At 73.4% G+C, this 16,115-nt stretch carries 16 protein-coding genes; 5 read left to right on the forward strand and 11 right to left on the reverse strand.

The window, feature by feature from the left end; translation table 11 throughout:
* Positions 1 to 151 precede the first annotated feature (151 nt).
* Positions 152 to 739 (reverse strand): DNA-3-methyladenine glycosylase I, encoded by a 588-nt coding sequence (locus ACIGYR_RS20325; protein WP_399597632.1) that lies wholly within the window; start codon positions 737 to 739, stop codon positions 152 to 154.
* Positions 736 to 1,101: a DivIVA domain-containing protein gene (locus ACIGYR_RS20330; RefSeq protein WP_399597630.1), complete on the reverse strand. Its 366-nt coding sequence runs from the start codon at positions 1,099 to 1,101 to the stop codon at positions 736 to 738. Before ACIGYR_RS20330 ends, ACIGYR_RS20325 begins: the two co-directional genes overlap by 4 nt.
* 137 nt (positions 1,102 to 1,238) lie before the next feature.
* Between ACIGYR_RS20330 and folP the strand changes: the two genes are divergently transcribed.
* Positions 1,239 to 2,099, forward strand: coding sequence for a dihydropteroate synthase (gene folP, locus ACIGYR_RS20335; RefSeq protein ID WP_391840473.1), 861 nt, complete (start codon positions 1,239 to 1,241; stop codon positions 2,097 to 2,099).
* 199 nt (positions 2,100 to 2,298) lie between these two features.
* On the opposite strand, the gene ACIGYR_RS20340 is transcribed toward folP, so the two are convergent.
* Together ACIGYR_RS20340 and dapE are read right to left on the reverse strand one after the other, a co-directional pair.
* On the reverse strand, positions 2,299 to 3,057 hold the full coding sequence (locus tag ACIGYR_RS20340; protein WP_391840471.1) for a TIGR00730 family Rossman fold protein: 759 nt from the start codon (positions 3,055 to 3,057) through the stop codon (positions 2,299 to 2,301).
* 115 nt (positions 3,058 to 3,172) lie between these two features.
* Positions 3,173 to 4,252, reverse strand: a complete 1,080-nt coding sequence (gene dapE / locus ACIGYR_RS20345) for a succinyl-diaminopimelate desuccinylase (protein ID WP_391840469.1) — start codon at positions 4,250 to 4,252, stop codon at positions 3,173 to 3,175.
* Positions 4,253 to 4,348: 96 nt separating this feature from the next.
* On the opposite strand from dapE, the gene ACIGYR_RS20350 reads away from it, so the two are divergent.
* Positions 4,349 to 5,377, forward strand: coding sequence for a heavy metal transporter (locus ACIGYR_RS20350; protein ID WP_399597626.1), 1,029 nt, complete (start codon positions 4,349 to 4,351; stop codon positions 5,375 to 5,377).
* Between the two features lie 286 nt (positions 5,378 to 5,663).
* Positions 5,664 to 6,101 (forward strand): ATP-binding protein, encoded by a 438-nt coding sequence (locus tag ACIGYR_RS20355; protein WP_399597623.1) that lies wholly within the window; start codon positions 5,664 to 5,666, stop codon positions 6,099 to 6,101.
* Positions 6,102 to 6,243: 142 nt separating this feature from the next.
* On the opposite strand, the gene ACIGYR_RS20360 is transcribed toward ACIGYR_RS20355, so the two are convergent.
* Positions 6,244 to 7,341, reverse strand: coding sequence for a bifunctional succinyldiaminopimelate transaminase/glutamate-prephenate aminotransferase (locus tag ACIGYR_RS20360; protein ID WP_399597620.1), 1,098 nt, complete (start codon positions 7,339 to 7,341; stop codon positions 6,244 to 6,246).
* 123 nt (positions 7,342 to 7,464) lie between these two features.
* Entirely contained in the window at positions 7,465 to 7,785 is a 321-nt protein-coding gene (gene fdxA / locus ACIGYR_RS20365) for a ferredoxin (RefSeq protein ID WP_121787075.1), read from the reverse strand.
* A 140-nt stretch (positions 7,786 to 7,925) separates the two neighbouring features.
* On the opposite strand from fdxA, the gene ACIGYR_RS20370 reads away from it, so the two are divergent.
* Entirely contained in the window at positions 7,926 to 8,990 is a 1,065-nt protein-coding gene (locus tag ACIGYR_RS20370; protein ID WP_399597618.1) for a GNAT family N-acetyltransferase, read from the forward strand.
* 29 nt (positions 8,991 to 9,019) lie between these two features.
* The gene (locus ACIGYR_RS20375; RefSeq protein WP_391840461.1) at positions 9,020 to 9,886 is read left to right on the forward strand and encodes a tetratricopeptide repeat protein; all 867 of its coding nucleotides are present in this window, start codon (positions 9,020 to 9,022) and stop codon (positions 9,884 to 9,886) included.
* A 66-nt stretch (positions 9,887 to 9,952) separates the two neighbouring features.
* On the opposite strand, the gene ACIGYR_RS20380 is transcribed toward ACIGYR_RS20375, so the two are convergent.
* The 5 genes from ACIGYR_RS20380 to ACIGYR_RS20400 form a co-directional block, all read right to left on the reverse strand.
* Positions 9,953 to 10,567: a response regulator transcription factor gene (locus ACIGYR_RS20380; RefSeq protein WP_399597616.1), complete on the reverse strand. Its 615-nt coding sequence runs from the start codon at positions 10,565 to 10,567 to the stop codon at positions 9,953 to 9,955.
* Complete coding sequence (locus ACIGYR_RS20385) at positions 10,564 to 11,748, reverse strand: sensor histidine kinase (RefSeq protein WP_399598628.1); 1,185 nt, start codon at positions 11,746 to 11,748, stop codon at positions 10,564 to 10,566. The genes ACIGYR_RS20380 and ACIGYR_RS20385 overlap by 4 nt, the downstream gene beginning before the upstream one ends.
* Positions 11,749 to 11,753: 5 nt before the next feature.
* Positions 11,754 to 12,494 carry an ABC transporter permease gene (locus ACIGYR_RS20390; RefSeq protein ID WP_399597614.1) on the reverse strand — a complete coding sequence of 247 codons (741 nt, stop codon included), beginning with the start codon at positions 12,492 to 12,494 and terminating at the stop codon, positions 11,754 to 11,756.
* Positions 12,491 to 13,444, reverse strand: coding sequence for an ABC transporter ATP-binding protein (locus ACIGYR_RS20395; RefSeq protein ID WP_391840455.1), 954 nt, complete (start codon positions 13,442 to 13,444; stop codon positions 12,491 to 12,493). Before ACIGYR_RS20395 ends, ACIGYR_RS20390 begins: the two co-directional genes overlap by 4 nt.
* 140 nt (positions 13,445 to 13,584) lie before the next feature.
* Entirely contained in the window at positions 13,585 to 16,026 is a 2,442-nt protein-coding gene (locus tag ACIGYR_RS20400; protein WP_399597611.1) for a hypothetical protein, read from the reverse strand.
* Positions 16,027 to 16,115 lie beyond the last annotated feature (89 nt).

Genomic DNA, 16,115 nt, shown 5'->3' on the forward strand with positions numbered 1-16,115 from the left:
TGCGGGGTCTGCGGTCCGGGCGCGGTAGCCGCTCCGCGTGGGGACTGTGGTCCGGCCCGGGGGCGGTAGCGCTCCGCGCGGCGGCCGCGGTCCGGTGCGGGCGAGCGCGTCGTCCACGACGCGGAGCCGCGGGTGTACCGCCTCGCGCCCCTCAGGGGGCGCTACGGGCCACGCAGGTTTCCAGGTGGTCGTTGACCAGGCCGCACGCCTGCATCAGGGCGTAGGCCGTGGTCGGGCCGACGAATCTCAGACCCCGTTTCTTCAGCGCCTTGGACAGGGCCGTGGACTGCGGGGTGACCGCCGGGACGTCGGCGAGGGTCTTGGGGACCGGGCGGGCGGCGGAGTCGGGGGCGTGGGACCAGACCAGGTCGTCCAGGTCGCCCTCGGCCCAGTCGGCGAGCACGCGCGCGTTGGCGAGCGTGGCGTCGATCTTGGCCCGGTTGCGGATGATGCCCGGGTCGGCCAGCAGGCGCTCGCGGTCGGCGTCGGTGAACGCGGCGACCTTCTCGATACGGAAGCCGGCGAAGGCCGTGCGGAAGCCCGGGCGGCGGCGCAGGATGGTGATCCAGGACAGGCCCGACTGGAACGCCTCCAGGCTGATCCGTTCGAAGAGGGCGTCGTCGCCGTGGACCGGCCGGCCCCACTCCTCGTCGTGGTACGACACGTAGTCGTCGGTGGACAGGGCCCAGGGGCAGCGCAGGGCGCCGTCCGGTCCGGCGACGGCGGCTCCGGGGATCATCGCTGGCCCTCCGCGCCCTCGCTCGTGTCCGGCTGTCCGTGCCGCTCGTGCACCGCGGCGGCTCTGGCGCCGGCCAGCGCGGACTCCAGGTCGGCGATGCGGGCGTCCCGCTCGGCCAGTTCGGCGGCGAGGCGGCCGAGCGCGTCGTCGACGTCCGCCATGCGGTAGCCGCGCGGCGTGACCGGGAAGCGCAGGCTCTCCACGTCCGCGCGGCCCACCGGGCGGTTCGCGGGCAGCGGGTCCTGGAGCCGCTCGGGCGCCACCTCGGGCAGGGGGGCGCTCTCGCCGCCGCCCACCACGGCCAGGGTCACCGCGGCGACCACGACGGCCAGCGCGACGACCAGGAACAAGAACATCACCATCGCCAGGGGTCCCCACGCTCGTTACCGGTCGCTGTGCCGGAAGCAGAATCTGTCAGGCTCCGATCGTGCCATGCGAGTCCGACAGTTAGGGTCACAGGCGGCCGTACAGCGGGACGTACTAGGAAAGGTCACAGCGGATGCTCAGGCTGGGCAGGCGGGAATTCGGGCCGCACGAGCCGGTGGTCATGGCGATCGTGAACCGGACGCCGGATTCCTTCTACGACCAAGGAGCCACCTTCCGCGACGAGCCGGCCCTGGCACGTGTGGAACAGGCGGTGGCCGAGGGCGCCGCGATCATCGACGTCGGCGGGGTCAAGGCCGGGCCCGGCGAAGAGGTCACGGCCGACGAGGAGGCGCGCCGGACGGTCGGTTTCGTCGCGGAGGTACGGCGCCGGTTCCCCGATGTGATCATCAGTGTGGACACCTGGCGGGCCGAGGTCGGCGAGGCCGTGTGCGAGGCGGGCGCGGATCTGCTGAACGACGCGTGGGGCGGGGTCGACCCGGGGCTCGCGGAGGTCGCGGCGCGCTACGGGGCGGGACTGGTGTGCACGCATGCCGGGGGCGCGGAGCCGCGGACGCGCCCGCACCGGGTGACGTACGACGATGTCGTGGCCGACATCCTCGATGTGACCCTCGGGCTGGCCGAGCGGGCGGTCTCACTGGGCGTCCCGCGGGAATCCGTGCTGATCGATCCCGGGCACGACTTCGGGAAGAACACGCGGCACAGTCTGGAGGCGACGCGGCGGCTGGACGAGATGGTGGCCACGGGGTGGCCGGTGCTGGTGTCGCTGTCCAACAAGGACTTCGTCGGTGAGACGCTGGACCGGCCGGTGAAGGAACGGCTGATCGGTACGTTGGCGACGACCGCCGTCTCCGCGTGGCTCGGGGCGCAGGTGTACCGGGTGCATGAGGTGGCCGAGACCCGGCAGGTGCTGGACATGGTGGCGTCCATCGCCGGGCACCGGGCCCCCGCCGTGGCACGCCGGGGCCTGGCCTGACCGACCGGGCGGCTCCGCCCCCTGACCGACCGGGCCACGGCCCATCCGCCGCCGGCCCACAGCCAACCCACCGCCGGCCCACGGCCAACCCGCCGCCGGCCCACGGCGAACCCACCGCCCCTCCCGGTCGGCCGAGACACGAAGGCGGTGGGCCGGGCCGGGTGGACAGGTGGGCGACGGCGTGGGGAACGGCCCCGCGCTAGCGGCCCGCCTCCTTCGACACCAGGGCCACCGCTTCCTCCACGTCGTCCGTGAGGTGGAACAGCAGCAGGTCCTTCTCCGCCGCCTTGCCCTGGGCGATGAGTGTGTCCTTGATCCAGGACACCAGGCCGCCCCAGTACTCGCTGCCGAAGAGGACGATCGGGAAGCGGGTGACCTTCTGCGTCTGGACCAGAGTCAGCGCTTCGAACAGTTCGTCCAGGGTGCCGAGGCCGCCGGGCAGGACCACGAACCCCTGGGCGTACTTCACGAACATCATCTTGCGGACGAAGAAGTACCGGAAGTTCAGCCCGATGTCGACGTACGGGTTCAGCCCCTGCTCGAAGGGAAGTTCGATGCCGAGCCCGACCGAGATGCCGCCCGCCTCGCTCGCTCCCTTGTTGGCCGCTTCCATCGCGCCCGGGCCGCCGCCCGTGATCACCGCCCAGCCGGCCTCCACCAGGCCCCGGCCGAGCCGCACGCCCGCGTCGTACTCCGGTGACTCCACCGCCGTCCGCGCCGAGCCGAACACGCTGATGGCGGGCGGGAGTTCGGCGAGGGTACCGAAGCCCTCGATGAACTCCGACTGGATGCGCAGGACCCGCCAGGGGTCGGTGTGGACCCAGTCCGAGGGCGCGCGCTCGTCCAGCAGCCGCTGATCGGTCGTGCTGGGCGTCACCTGACCACGCCGCCGGAGGACCGGTCCGAGCCGCTGCTCGTCCGGCGGCTGCTTCTTCCCCTCGGGGTTTCCGGTAGCCATGTGCGCTCCCTCCGCTTGCCGGTAGTTCGATCTCAGACTAGATCGAGCCGGGTTACGGAGGGGGGACATGCGGATGTCCGCGGTGCGTGCGCCGCACCGGCGCCGTGCGCCCTTCTCAGGCGGTGAGCCAGTTGCGCAGGCGCTCCTCGCCCGCCAGGACCTTCGCGGTCTCCACGCGCTCGTCCCGCTTGTGGGCCAAGTGCGGGTTGCCGGGGCCGTAGTTGACCGCGGGGACGCCGAGCGCGGAGAAGCGGGACACGTCCGTCCAGCCGAACTTGGGCCGAGGGGTGCCGCCCACCGCCTCGATGAAGGCCGCCGCCGCCGGGTGGGAGAGGCCGGGCAGCGCGCCGCCGCTGTGGTCGTCGACCACGAACTCCTCCACGCCGCAGTCCGCGAAGACCTCGTGGACGTGCGCGATCGCCTCTTCCTCCGTGCGGTCGGGGGCGTAGCGGAAGTTGACCGTCACCACGCACTCGTCCGGGATGACGTTGCCCGCCACTCCCCCGCTGACGGCCACCGCGTTCAGGCCCTCGTGGTACTCCAGGCCGTCGATGACCGGCCGGCGCGCCTCGTAGGAGGCCAGGCGGGCCAGGACGGGGGCCGCCGCGTGGATGGCGTTCGAGCCCATCCAGGAGCGCGCCGAGTGGGCCCGCTCGCCCTTGGTCCTCAGCAGCACCCGCAACGTGCCCTGGCAGCCGCCCTCCACCTCCCCGTCGGAGGGCTCCAGCAGGATCGCGAAGTCGCCCGCCAGCCACTCCGGGTGCGCCTCGGCGATGTGCCGGAGGCCGTTGCGCTCCGCCTCGACCTCCTCGTTGTCGTAGAAGACGAAGGTCAGGTCGCGGTTGGGGGCGGGGACCGTGGCCGCGATCCGCAGCTGCACCGCCACGCCCGACTTCATGTCACAGGTGCCGCAGCCCCACAGCACGCCGTCCTCGTCCAGCCGCGAGGGGACGTTGTCGGCGATCGGGACGGTGTCGATGTGGCCCGCCAGGATGACGCGCTCGGCGTGGCCCAGGTCGGTACGGGCGATCACGTTGTTGCCGTAGCGGTCCACCGTCAGGTGCGGCAGGGCCCGCAGGGCGGTCTCGATCGCGTCCGCGAGCGGCTTCTCGGTGCCGCTCACGGACGGGAAGTCCACGAGCCGCGCGGTGAGGGAGGCGGCGTCCAGCGTGAGATCAAGGGAGGTGTCGGCCATGGCCACGACCCTAGCGCGCCGCTCAACGGGGCCGGGCGCGGGCGCGTGTCGCGGACCCCCCGTGAGGGCCGGGCAGGGCTCCAGTACCTTGTACGCGTGTCAGACCCGTCCCCCACTCCTCCCAAGCGTCGCGGTCGCCTCTTCCGTTTCACCGCGGCCCTGCTGGTCCTGTGCGGTGTCGCCGCGTACCTCGTGGTGCAGTACATCACCGGAGGCGGCGGAGCGCGCGGCTGCAAGGTGGTCTCGGCCTCCGGCGACGGCGCGTCGTACGAGTTCACGCCCGAGCAGGCGGTGAACGCGGCCACGATCGCCGCCGTCGGCACCGGACGCGGGATGCCCGAGCGGGCCGTGACGATCGCGATCGCGACCGCCTTGCAGGAGTCGGGGCTGCGGAACATCGGGCACGGCGACCGGGATTCGCTGGGCCTGTTCCAGCAGCGGCCCTCGATGGGCTGGGGCACCGAGCGGCAGATCATGGACCCGGCGTACGCGGCGGGCATCTTCTACGCGCACCTGGACAAGGTGCCCGACTACACCGATCTGCCCCTGACGGTGGCCGCGCAGCGGGTGCAGCGCAGCGGCTACCCGGAGGCGTACGCCAAGCACGAGCCGGACGCCACACTGCTGTCGGCGGCCCTGACGGGACGGGCGGCGGCCACGCTGACGTGCGACGGGCGCCCGCAGCGCACGGCCTCGGCGACCGGTCCGGACGCGGTTCGGGCCGCGCTGGTACGGGACTTCGGGCGGGACGCGCTCCAGGAGACCGGCGCGGAGGTGGGCGGGACGCCCGTCCCGTCGCCGTCTCCGTCGCCGAGCGTGACCGCGACCGCGCACGGGCGGACGGTGACCGTTCCGGTCGCCGAGGGCACGAAGCCGGACGCGAGCGGGCGGGACGAGCGGGCGCGGGGCTGGCAGCTCGCACAGTGGGCGGTCGCCAACTCCTCGGCCCTGCACATCCAGCGGGTGTCGTACGCGGGGCGGGAGTGGACCGCGGGGAGCGGCGGCGGCGAGTGGAGGACGGCAGGCCCGGAGGGGGCCGCCGGGGCGGAGCGCTCCGCCGGGGCGAGGGGGTCCGTGGGGGCGGAGCGGTCCGTGGGGGCGGTCCGGATCATGACCGGACAGTAGTTCGGCGGATCACTCCGGCGGGTTGTGCGGTGCCGGACGGCCCGGCCGCCCTGGCGGGTGGCACACCTGTCGCGGAAACCCTTGGAAATCAAGGGCCGGAAGGATTCTGCGCAGGTGCGGGCAGACGCTCTTTGCCCGTTTTTATCCACACCTGATAATGCGATGCGTTATCCATTCTTTACCTGGAGCGTCCGCAACCTTCGCGGCCTTCGAGCGGTAGTCACGGCGTCCGAGCCGGACACCGGCCCGGACACAGACAGCGTTCTCTCCCGTCGAATGGAGCATCATGTCCCTCCCTCTGACCCGCCGGATCGCCCGTGCCGCGCTGCTCGTCGCAGCGGGAGCGGCAGCCGGGGTCGGTGCGGCCGGCTCCGCCGGTGCGGCCACGAATCTGCCGGCGGCGACCCCGAACCTGGGCGGTGTGACCGCACTGGACGGGGCGCACGTCGGCAACGCCGTCGACGGTGCCGCCCAGAACGTCACCTCGCTCGCGGGCAACGCGGGCGGCAAGGCGGTCGAGCAGACGGTGCCGGCCGCGGGCAAGACCGGCGGCGGTGCCGTGAAGAAGGCGGCGCCGGTGGCGCAGAAGGCCGCGGGGGACGCGGCCGGGACCGCCGGGGGTGTCCTCGGGGACGCCGCCGCCGGTGCGACGAAGGGTGGGCTGCCGACCAAGGGACTGCCGACGTCGTCCCTGCCGACCAAGGGCCTGCCGCTGGGCGGCTGAGCACCCGGCTTGAGGACCGGTGGGGCCCAGGATTCCTTCCTGGGCCCCACCGGCTTTTGTCGCCGCACCGGCCCCCGGACTTTTGTCGCCGCACCGGCTCCCGGGCTGTTGTCGCCGCACCGGCCGGGGCCGGGCGGTCCGGCTACGCCGTCAGGCGGGACACCGCCGCCTGGACGCGTTCGTCCGTCGCCGTGACGGCCACGCGGACGAAGTTCTCGCCCGCCTCGCCGTAGAAGTCGCCCGGGGCCACGAGGATGCCCAGGTCGGCCAGGTGGGCGACCGTGGTCCAGCAGGACTCGTCGCGGGTGGCCCACAGGTAGAGGCTCGCCTCGCTGTGTTCGATGCGGAAGCCCTTGGCGAGGAGAGCCGCCCGCAGGACCTCGCGGCGGGCCGCGTAGCGCTCGCGCTGCTCCCGGACGTGGGCGTCGTCGCCGAGGGCGGCCACGACCGCGGCCTGTGTCGGCGCCGAGGTCATCATGCCGCCGTGCTTGCGGATCTCCAGCAGCGGACCCAGGACCGCCGGGTCACCGGCGATGAAGGCCGCGCGGTAGCCGGCCAGGTTGGAGCGCTTGGAGAGGCTGTGGACGGCGACGACGCCGTCGTAGGAGCCGCCGTTGACGTCCGGGTGCAGGACCGAGACCGGGTCGGCCTCCCAGCCCAGCTCCAGGTAGCACTCGTCGGAGAACACCAGGACGCCGTGTGCGCGGGCCCAGGCGACGATCTCCGTCAGCTCCTGCTTCGACAGGACCTTACCCGTCGGGTTGGACGGGGAGTTCAGCCAGAGGAGCTTCAGGTTCGCCGGGTCCAGCTCGCGCGGGTCGTCGTAGACCTCGTAGTCGGCGCGGGCCAGTCGGGCGCCGACCTCGTAGGTGGGGTAGGCCAGGCGCGGGTGGGCGACCTTGTCGCCGGGGCCGAGGCCGAGCTGGGTCGGCAGCCAGGCCACGAGTTCCTTGGAGCCGACGACCGGCAGGACATGGCGGTGGGTGACCCCCCGGGCGCCCAGGCGGCGCTCCAGCCAGCCGGTGATCGCGTCGCGCAGGGCGGGGGTGCCCCAGACGGTCGGGTACCCCGGGGAGTCGGCCGCGTCGATCAGGGCCTTCTGGATCAGCTCGGGAACCGGGTCGACCGGTGTGCCCACGGAGAGGTCGACGATCCCGTCGGGGTGCGCGGCGGCGGTCTTCTTGTACGTCTCCAGCTTGTCCCAGGGGAAGGTGGGGAGCCGGTCGGAGACTGCGGACACGGGAATCAGGCTCACTTTCGTACGGTGCGGCAAACGCCTCGGTCCCGTACGGCGGTGATCGGGACGATCGGGCCGTACGGGACCGAGGCGGCGCTCTTCACGGGCCGCTTGGCGCTTGGACGGTCACTCGCCCTGCGGCGGCAGCGCGGCGACGAAGGGGTGGTCGCGCTCGATCAGCCCCAGCTTGCTGGCACCGCCGGGAGAGCCCAGGTCGTCGAAGAACTCGACGTTCGCCTTGTAGTAGTCCTTCCACTCCTCCGGAGTGTCGTCCTCGTAGAAGATCGCCTCGACCGGGCAGACCGGCTCACAGGCACCACAGTCGACGCATTCGTCCGGGTGGATGTACAAGGACCGCTGGCCCTCGTAGATGCAGTCGACCGGGCACTCCTCGATGCACGCCTTGTCCTTGACGTCGACACAAGGCTGCGCGATGACGTAGGTCACGCTGTCGTTCCTCCTCGATAGGGCGCTGGCGGGCCTCCTCAGGCTCCGCCGCCTGGCGCGCGGGAGCGCGGCGTCGTCGATGCCCGCCCCTAGTATCTCCGTTCCGGAGCACGATCCGAACAGGAGGGGTGAACTGACCAGTGGAAATCTCGGCGGCAGGACGCCTGGAAGTCCGAATCACCCCTGCTGACGTGGGGAAACGGGTCTCCGTAAGGCGCTTGGGCGAACCCGGTGCTGGGCCGGAGAAGTTCACTGACACGGTTGGTGTTCTCACATCATGGGACAGCGGCGTGCTCATGATCACACGTCGGGACGGGGAAAGTGTCAGAATCCCGCAATCCACGCTGGTAGCGGGGAAGGTCGTACCGACCGCTCCGGCGCGCCGCCGCGGCCCCGCCGCCTCCTACCCGGAGCTCGCGCGGATCGCCGCCCGGGCGTGGCGGCCGGTGGAGAGCGAGCGGCTCGGCGAGTGGGAGCTGCGGGCCGCCGACGGCTTCACCAGGCGGGCCAACAGCGTGCTGCCGCTCGGTGATCCCGGGCTTCCGCTCGACGCGGCCCTGGACGCCGTACGCCGCTGGTACGGCGAGCGCGGCCTGCCCGCCTACGTGCAGACCGCGACCGGCGCCGAGGGCACGCAGGAACTGCTCTGCGCGGAGCTGGAGCGGCGCGGCTGGGTGCGGGAGGTGACCGCCGAGCTGTGGACCGGCGCCCTGGCCCCGCTCGCGGACCGGGCCGGGGGCGCGGATGTGGTCCTGTCCCGGACGGCGGACGAGCCATGGCTCGCCCGGTACCAGCGCAAGGGGGTGCGCGAGGTGGCCCTGCGGGTGCTCGGGTGCCGGTCCTCCCGCGCCGGCGACGCCGGGAACGAGGCAGGCCCGTCGGTGTGGTTCGCCGCCGTGCCCGGCGCTGAGGGTGAGCCGTCGGCGGCGATCGGGCGGTGTGCCGTGGACGGGCGGTGGGCCGGGTTCGCCGCCGTCGAGGTGGACCCGGCCCGGCGGCGGCTGGGCCTGGCCACCGAGGTGATGGCCGTACTGGCCCGGCGTGCGCTGGACGAGGGTGCCTCGGCGGCCTGGCTCCAGGTGGAGGCGGACAACGAGGGCGGCCGGGCGCTGTACCGCGCGCTGGGCTTCCTGCCGCATCACGCCTACCACCACTACCGGGCTCCGGAAGGGCCGAAGACGCCCTGTGGCCCCGGACGGTCGTAGAAACCGCTGTGGAAGGGCATGAGCCTGGCATGCGCCACCCCTATCTGCCGCCCCCGTACCCGCCCCGGCCGGAGCGCTCCGCCGAGCTGCGGCAGCGCTTCACCGAGGAGGCCCGGTCCGAGCGGCCGGACCTGTCGGCGCTGTGCCTGCTGATCGGCGCGGAGATGGACGGCTCGCTGGACGAGGCCGGCATCGACGCCGCGCAGGCGGAGCTGGACCGGCTGGCGGGCGAGCTGCCGTACCGGCCGGGCGGGCCCCAGGCGTGGGCGCAGGCCGTACGCCGGCTGCTCGGCGAGCGCTACGGGTTCCACGGCACGCCGGGCGACTACCAGCGGCCGGAGTCCTCCCTGCTGCACGAGGTGCTGCGGCGGCGGCGCGGCCTGCCGATCCTGCTGTCGGTGGTGTGGCTGGAGGTCGCGCGCCGGGCGGGGGCTCCGGTGTACGGGGTCGCGCTGCCGGGGCACTTCGTCATCGGGTTCGGGACGGCGGCGGAGCGGGTGCTGGCCGATCCGTTCGACGGGGGGCGGGTGCTGACCGGGCCGGACACCGAGCTGCTCGTGGTGGGCGCCACGGGTACGCCGCTGAAGCCCTCGATGCTCGAGCCGGCGCCGCCCCTGGAAGTCGTGCAGCGCATCCTGAACAACATCAGGGCGTGGGCCGCGGCGCGGCCGGAACGCTCCGATGTCGGGTTGCGCGCCGTGGAGTTGGCGCTGCTGATCCCCTCGCACCCGGCGCGGCTGCGCTACGAGCGCGGGCAACTGCTGGTGCAGCGGGGCGAGTTCGTCGCGGGTGCCGAGGAGCTGACCGCGTACGCCGACCTGATCGAGGTGGTCGACGAGTCGGCGGCCGGCAAGGTACGTCAGGAGGCGCGCATCGCACGGGCCAAGCTCAACTGAACCGGCTCCCGCAGGCGGTCACAGCCATCCCTGGTCCCTGGCTCCGAACCGGCTCCCGCAGGCGGTTCACAGCCATCCCTTGTCCCTGGCTATCCGTACCGCCTCCGCCCGGTTGCGCACCGCCAGTTTCTGGATGGCCGTCGACAGGTAGTTGCGGACCGTGCCCTGGGAGAGGTGCAGGGACCGGGCCAGTTCGGCGTTGGTGGAGCCGTCGGCCGCCGCGCGGAGCACCTCGCGTTCGCGCTCGGTGAGCGGGTTCGCGCCCTCGGCGAGCGCGGCGGCGGCCAGGGTGGGGTCGATGACCCGCTCGCCGGCCAGCACCTTGCGGATCGCCTCGGCGAGCTGGGCGGCCGGGGCGTCCTTGACGAGGAAGGCGTCGGCACCCGCCTCCATGGCGCTGCGCAGATAGCCGGGCCGGCCGAAGGTGGTGAGGACGACCAGCTTGACCCGCGGGAACGCGCGGTGCACCCGGGCCGCGGCCTCGATGCCGGTACAGCCGGGCATCTCGATGTCGAGCAGCGCGACGTCCACGCCGTGCGCGCCGACGGCGTCGAGCACCTCGTCACCGCGCGCGACCTGGGCAACGACCTCGATGTCGTCCTCCAGGCCGAGGAGCGCGGCCAGCGCCTCGCGGACCATCGACTGGTCCTCGGCCAGCAGGACCTTGATCGTGCTCGTCATGCCCCGGATCCTACGTCGGCCGCGGGGGCCGTGGGCACGCGGGCGGCCAGCCGGAATCCATGCTTGACCCGGGCCGCCTCCAGGGTGCCGCCGGCCTTCTCCAGCCGTTCGGTCAGGCCGGTCAGGCCGTTGCCGGGTCCCTTGCCCGAGCCGCCGGATCCGTTGTCCTCGACGATGAGTTCGAGCACCGGACCGTCCAGGGTCTGGCGGTGCGTCAGCTGGACGACGCAGCGGTCGGCGCCGCTGTGCCGGACCACGTTGGTGACCGCCTCGCGCAGCGCCCAGGCGAGGGCGGACTCGGACTCCTCGGGGACCGCGGTGAGGTCGGGCTCGGCGGGCACCTCGGCCACGACGCCGGCGGCGGTCAGGGCGACCTGGGTGCCGGCGAGTTCGGCGGCGAGCCGGGGCCGCCGGTAACCGGTGACGGCCTCCCGGACGTCGACCAGGGCCTGCCGGCTGACCTGTTCGATGTCGGCGACCTGCTGGGCCGCCTTGTCGGGGTGGTCGGGCAGCATCCGGCCGGCCAGCTCGCTCTTCAGCGTGATCAGGGAGAGGGAGTGGCCGAGCAGGTCGTGCAGGTCGCGGGCGAGGCGGAGCCGTTCCTCGTTGGCGGCGAGCTGGGCGACGGTGGCCCGCGCCTTGCGCAGTTCGATGGTCGTGCGCACCAGTTGGCCGACGCCGGTCATCGCGAACCCGATGAGCACGACGAGCAGGATCAGTCCCCGGGCCTCCGCCGCCTCGCCGAAGCGCAGGGCGATCAGGTACATCACCACGCCGGAGGCGGGGACGGCCCAGTAGGCCGCGCGCAGCGGCAGGGTCGCCCCCCAGGCGACCGACAGGTAGACGAAGAGGCCCAGCCAGGCGCTGCCGAGGGTGGCGGCCAGTACGGGGGCGAGCACGCCGAGGATGCCGCCCAGGGTGAGCACGGCCCGCGGGGAGAACGACCGGCCCATGTTGCGGTAGACCAGCGTCAGGTAGACCCCGACGAAGGCGGTGAGGCCGACCGCGCCGGCCACGGTGGCGCCGGCGCTGTGTCCGCCGTTGACCAGGTCCTCGACCGGCGAGCTGAGGAAGACCAGCCAGACCCCGATCCACAGCGTCTTGACCAGCACCTGACGCCGGTTGCCCGGCGGCCAGCCCACGGGCGGGTGCTTCGGCATTCCGGTCCGGTCTTCCGTCATCGTGCTCACGCCTTCAGCGTGTCCTTCCGGTACAGCCAGGCCGCGCCGCCCGCGAAGAGGACGAAGGAGACGGCGAGGACGGCGAGGTCCTGGGTGTGCGGTGCCTGGCTCTGTTCGATCGCCCGTCCCAGGGAAGCGTACGCATGGGTGGGCAGCCACTTGGCGATGTCCTGGAGCCACTGCGGGAACGTGGTCGTCGGCATCCACAGGCCGCCCAGCATGGACAGGCCGAAGTAGATGATCATGGTGATCGGGCGGACCGCGTCCCCGCTGGCGAGGTAGCCGAGGGCGACGCCGAGCGCGGCGAAGACCAGGCTGCCGGCCCAGATCGCACCGGTGAGGCCGAGCCACTGCCAGGCGTCGAGACGGACGTCCTTCACCGCCGCGGCGACCACGAACACCACCACGATGGACGGCAGGCTCACCACGGCCGCGCTGGCGGTCTTGGCGAGGACGTACCCGCGCCCGGGCAGGGTGGTCAGCCGCAGCTGCCGTACCCACCCGCTCTCGCGTTCCTTGGCGATGCGCTCGCTGTTGCCCATCAGAACGGCGGTCAGGGCGCCGAAGGAGGCCATGGAGACCATCATGTACGTCGGCAGGGTCAGGCCCGTGCCGTCGATCTTGGTGTGGCTGTCGGCGTTGCCCGCGATCAGCAGGAACAGTCCCGAGGGGTAGATCACGGAGAAGAACAGGAACTTGCGGTTGCGCAGGGCGCGGGACACTTCCAGTTTGATCAGGCTGTTCACGACTGCTTCGCCTCCTCGGCGGCGGTGATGGCGACGAATGCCTGCTCCAGGCCGAGACCGGCGACTTCGAGATTGCGGGGGTAGACGCCGAGGCCGTACAGGGCGTGGACGGTCGCGTCGGCGTCGGCGGACTGGATGCGGACGGTCTGGCCCGAGCCCGCGGCGGAGCCGCTGTTGGACACCGTGAGGGACGTGAGGAACGGCAGGCCGCGCAGGGCCGTCTCGTCGATCTCCCCCTCCAGGTCGAAGGAGACCCGGCGGGCACCGGCCTTGGCCTTGATCTCGGCGGCCGTGCCGTCGGCGAGGAGCCGGCCGCGGTGCAGCACGAGCACCCGGTCGGCGATGGCGTCGGCCTCTTCCAGGTAGTGCGTGGCGAAGAGGACCGTACGGCCCTGGTCGGCCTGTTCCCGCATGGTGGCCCAGAAGGCGTGGCGGGCGGTGACGTCCATGCCGGTGGTCGGCTCGTCCAGGATGATCAGGTCGCTGTCGCCGGCGGTGGCGAGGGCGAACCGGACCCGCTGGGCCTGGCCGCCGGAGAGCTTGTCGACCTTGCGGTCGGCGATCTGGGCGATGCCCGCGCGCGCCAGCACATCGGACACCGGGTACGGCCGCGGGTGCAGGGAGCAGGCCAGCTTCACCAGCTCGGCGACGGTGACCCCGTCCATCAGCCCGCCGCTCTGGAGCATGGCCCCCACCCGCCCGGCGACGATCGCCTCGCGCGGGCCGGTGCCGAACAGGCTCACCGTGCCGCTGTCGGCGGGCTTGAGGCCGAGGAGCAGGTCCAGGGTGGTGGACTTGCCGGCCCCGTTCGGGCCGAGGAGGGCAACGGTCTCGCCCGGGTACAGCCGGAGCGAGAGGCCGTCCACGGCCCGCACGCTCCCATACGTCTTGGTCACCTGGTCGAACCCGACCACCGGGGTGGTGGTGGCCGGTGCCGCTGTCGTCGTCATACCGACCATGCTGGCGGCGAGGGCCGGGTGCCGGGCAGTGTCGGCGGTCCCCCGTGCCGGATGACAGATGTCATGCGGATCGGATGACGGGCGTGCCGAGGGGGCGCCCCCGGCCGGGGGCGCCCCCTGTGCGACGACGGCTAGCTCGGGTTCGTGTCGATGACCGCGACCCGGTTGGTCTTGCTCATCAGCGCCGGGCGCAGGGCGGCGTAGACGTCCTGGGGGGTGACGGGCGTCTTCTTGCCGTTGCCGCGGGTGATGAGCACCCCGTCGAACGTCTGGCCGTACAGCTGCTCGAGGGCGTTCAGGTCGGGCTTGTCGACCAGCTTGCCGTCGACGGCCGTGACCTTGAGGAACTTCCACAGCGAGTTCTGCGGACTCAGGGGGACCGCGTGGGCCGCGTCCGTCTGCACGGTCACCCGGTCCGACATCGCCGGCTTCGCGAACTCCTTCATCATCCGGTCGACCTCGGCGTTCGAGACCGTCGGCTGCTTGGTGGTGGTCGGCACGGCGACCGGGGCCGGGCTGCCCGTCTCCACCAGCGCGCGGTAGGCCCGTTCGACCGCCTGGGTGGACCGGCCGGCGTCGACGGCCTTGCCCGCCTTGCCGTAGACGGGCACGGCCTTGCCGGACGTGAACTCGATGCTGCCGTCGGTGGCCGAGCCGGAGCCGGAGCCACCGCCGGCCTGCTGGAGGGCCGCCTGGAGCTTCTCCTCGTCCACCGGCATGACCGGCTCGACCACGCGCTTCTGCCCGAACAGGGAGCCGACGACGTGGACCGGGTTGTAGTCGCTCTTGGCCGCCTCGCTCGCCGTGGCCTGGTAGTCGAACTGCAGACCCGCGTTCTCCGGCGCGAGGGCGACCGTCTTGCCGCCCACGGCCAGTTTCAGCGGCTTGTTCACCCGGCTGCCGAAGGCGTCGTCCAGCTTCTTGACGGCGTCGTCGCGGGTGCCGCCGCCGATGTCGACACCGAGCACGGTGGTGCCCTTGGGCACGTCGGTGCGGTTCATCAGCAGTCCGGCGCCGTAGGCACCGCCCGCGACGACGACCACGCCGACGCCGAGCAGCACCAGCTTGCTGCGGCCCTTCTTCTTCGGCTTGGCCGCCGCCTTGGGCGCCGCCGGCTGCGGCTTGGGCGCCGCGGACCTCGCCGGGCCGTCGGCGTGGGCGCCGAACGGGGGCTTGGCGGCGCCGGGCACGACCGGGATGCCGCTGGTGACGGTGTGTCCGGAGACGTTGTCGGCGGCCGGGGAGCGGTAGCCGGGCGTGCCCTCCGGGGCCGGCTTCTGCGGGGTGAGGATCGCGGTGTCGTCGCTCAGCCCGCCGCCGGGGCCGACGCCTGTCGGACCGCCCGCCGGGTTGGCGCCCGGCCCGCCGGGGCCGCCGAAGCCGGCGGGGCCCTCGAGGTCGGCGAGGGCGCTGCGAGCGGCCGGGGTGCCCTGGCCGCCGAAGCCGGGGACCGCGGGGCCGTCGAAGGGCTCGCCCGGCGCCATGCCGAGGCCGCCGGCGGCCGGCGGGACGAGAGTGCCGTCGCCCGTGACCGGGCCGCCGGTGGGACCGGCGGGGCCCTGCGGACCGCCCGGTCGGCCGCGGCCACCGGGCCCGTCGAAGCCGCTCACGCCGCCGGGGCCGCCGTGCCCCTGGGCACCGCCCGCGGCACCGCCGTAGCCGTCGTGCCCGTTCGGGCCCGGCGTACCGGAGCCGAAGCCGTCCTGGCCGCCGGCGCCGGCCGCACCGGAGGCGAAGCCGTCGCCGTTCTCCGGCTGGTTCTCCGAGAAGTACGGCAGGCCGTCCCGGCGGGGCTCGCCGGAGCCGGGGCGGGAGCCGCCGCCCAGCGGGCCCGCGGTGAGCACCTCGGTCACGTCGAAGGAGCCGGTGCCGCCGCCGTGTCCCGGGGCGACGGGGCCGCCGGTGGCACCGGGCAGGCCCTTGCCGTTCGTTCCGCCGGAGCGGGAGCCGCCCGGCACGCTCATGGAGCCGACCACACCGCCCGGACGGCCACCGCCGGGACGTTTGCCGCCGGGACGGCCACCGCCTGGGGGCGCGCCGGTGGTACCGGCCGTGCCGGACGCACCCGGGGCACCCGTACGGGGGCTCACCGCGCCGGCGGAAGGGGCCGAAGGGGCGGAACCGCCGGGGGTCCCGGTGCCGTTCGTGCCGCCCGCGCCAGGACTGCCCTTGGCGGCGCCGGACTTGCGGGGCGCGAACCAGTCGCTGGTCCTCTCCTCCGGCTGGGCCGCGGACTCGGCCGGGGTCTCGGCGGTGCCGGTGGAGCCGGCGGGCGTCCGGTCGGCCGCGGGCCGCGGCTCGGCGGCGGGCGTCTCGTCCCTGGTGCCCTCACCGTCCCCGACGGGCGTGCGCATGACGACCGGGGGGATGGGCCGGGAGCCGGGGATGTTGATCCGGATCCGGGTCGTCAGCGTGGTCTCGGTCTTCTTCTCCTCCGGCCGCGTGCCCGAACGGCCGGCGTCCGGGCCGTCGTCGGGAGCCATGGGGGTCCCGTACGGCGGCGTGCCGGAGGGGTATGCGGCTCCGCCGCGCCCGTTGGGCCCGGAGGACGGAGTGTCAGTTTCACGGCTCAAGGCAGGTTCTCCCGGTTGGCTCCGCCGCCCGTTTCGACCTCACTGGGGGTACCCCCTGTTCGAGCGCAGTCGAGAACTTGGGGGAGGCT

Source organism: Streptomyces sp. NPDC053076, from assembly GCF_044546845.1.
Lineage (GTDB): Bacteria > Actinomycetota > Actinomycetes > Streptomycetales > Streptomycetaceae > Streptomyces.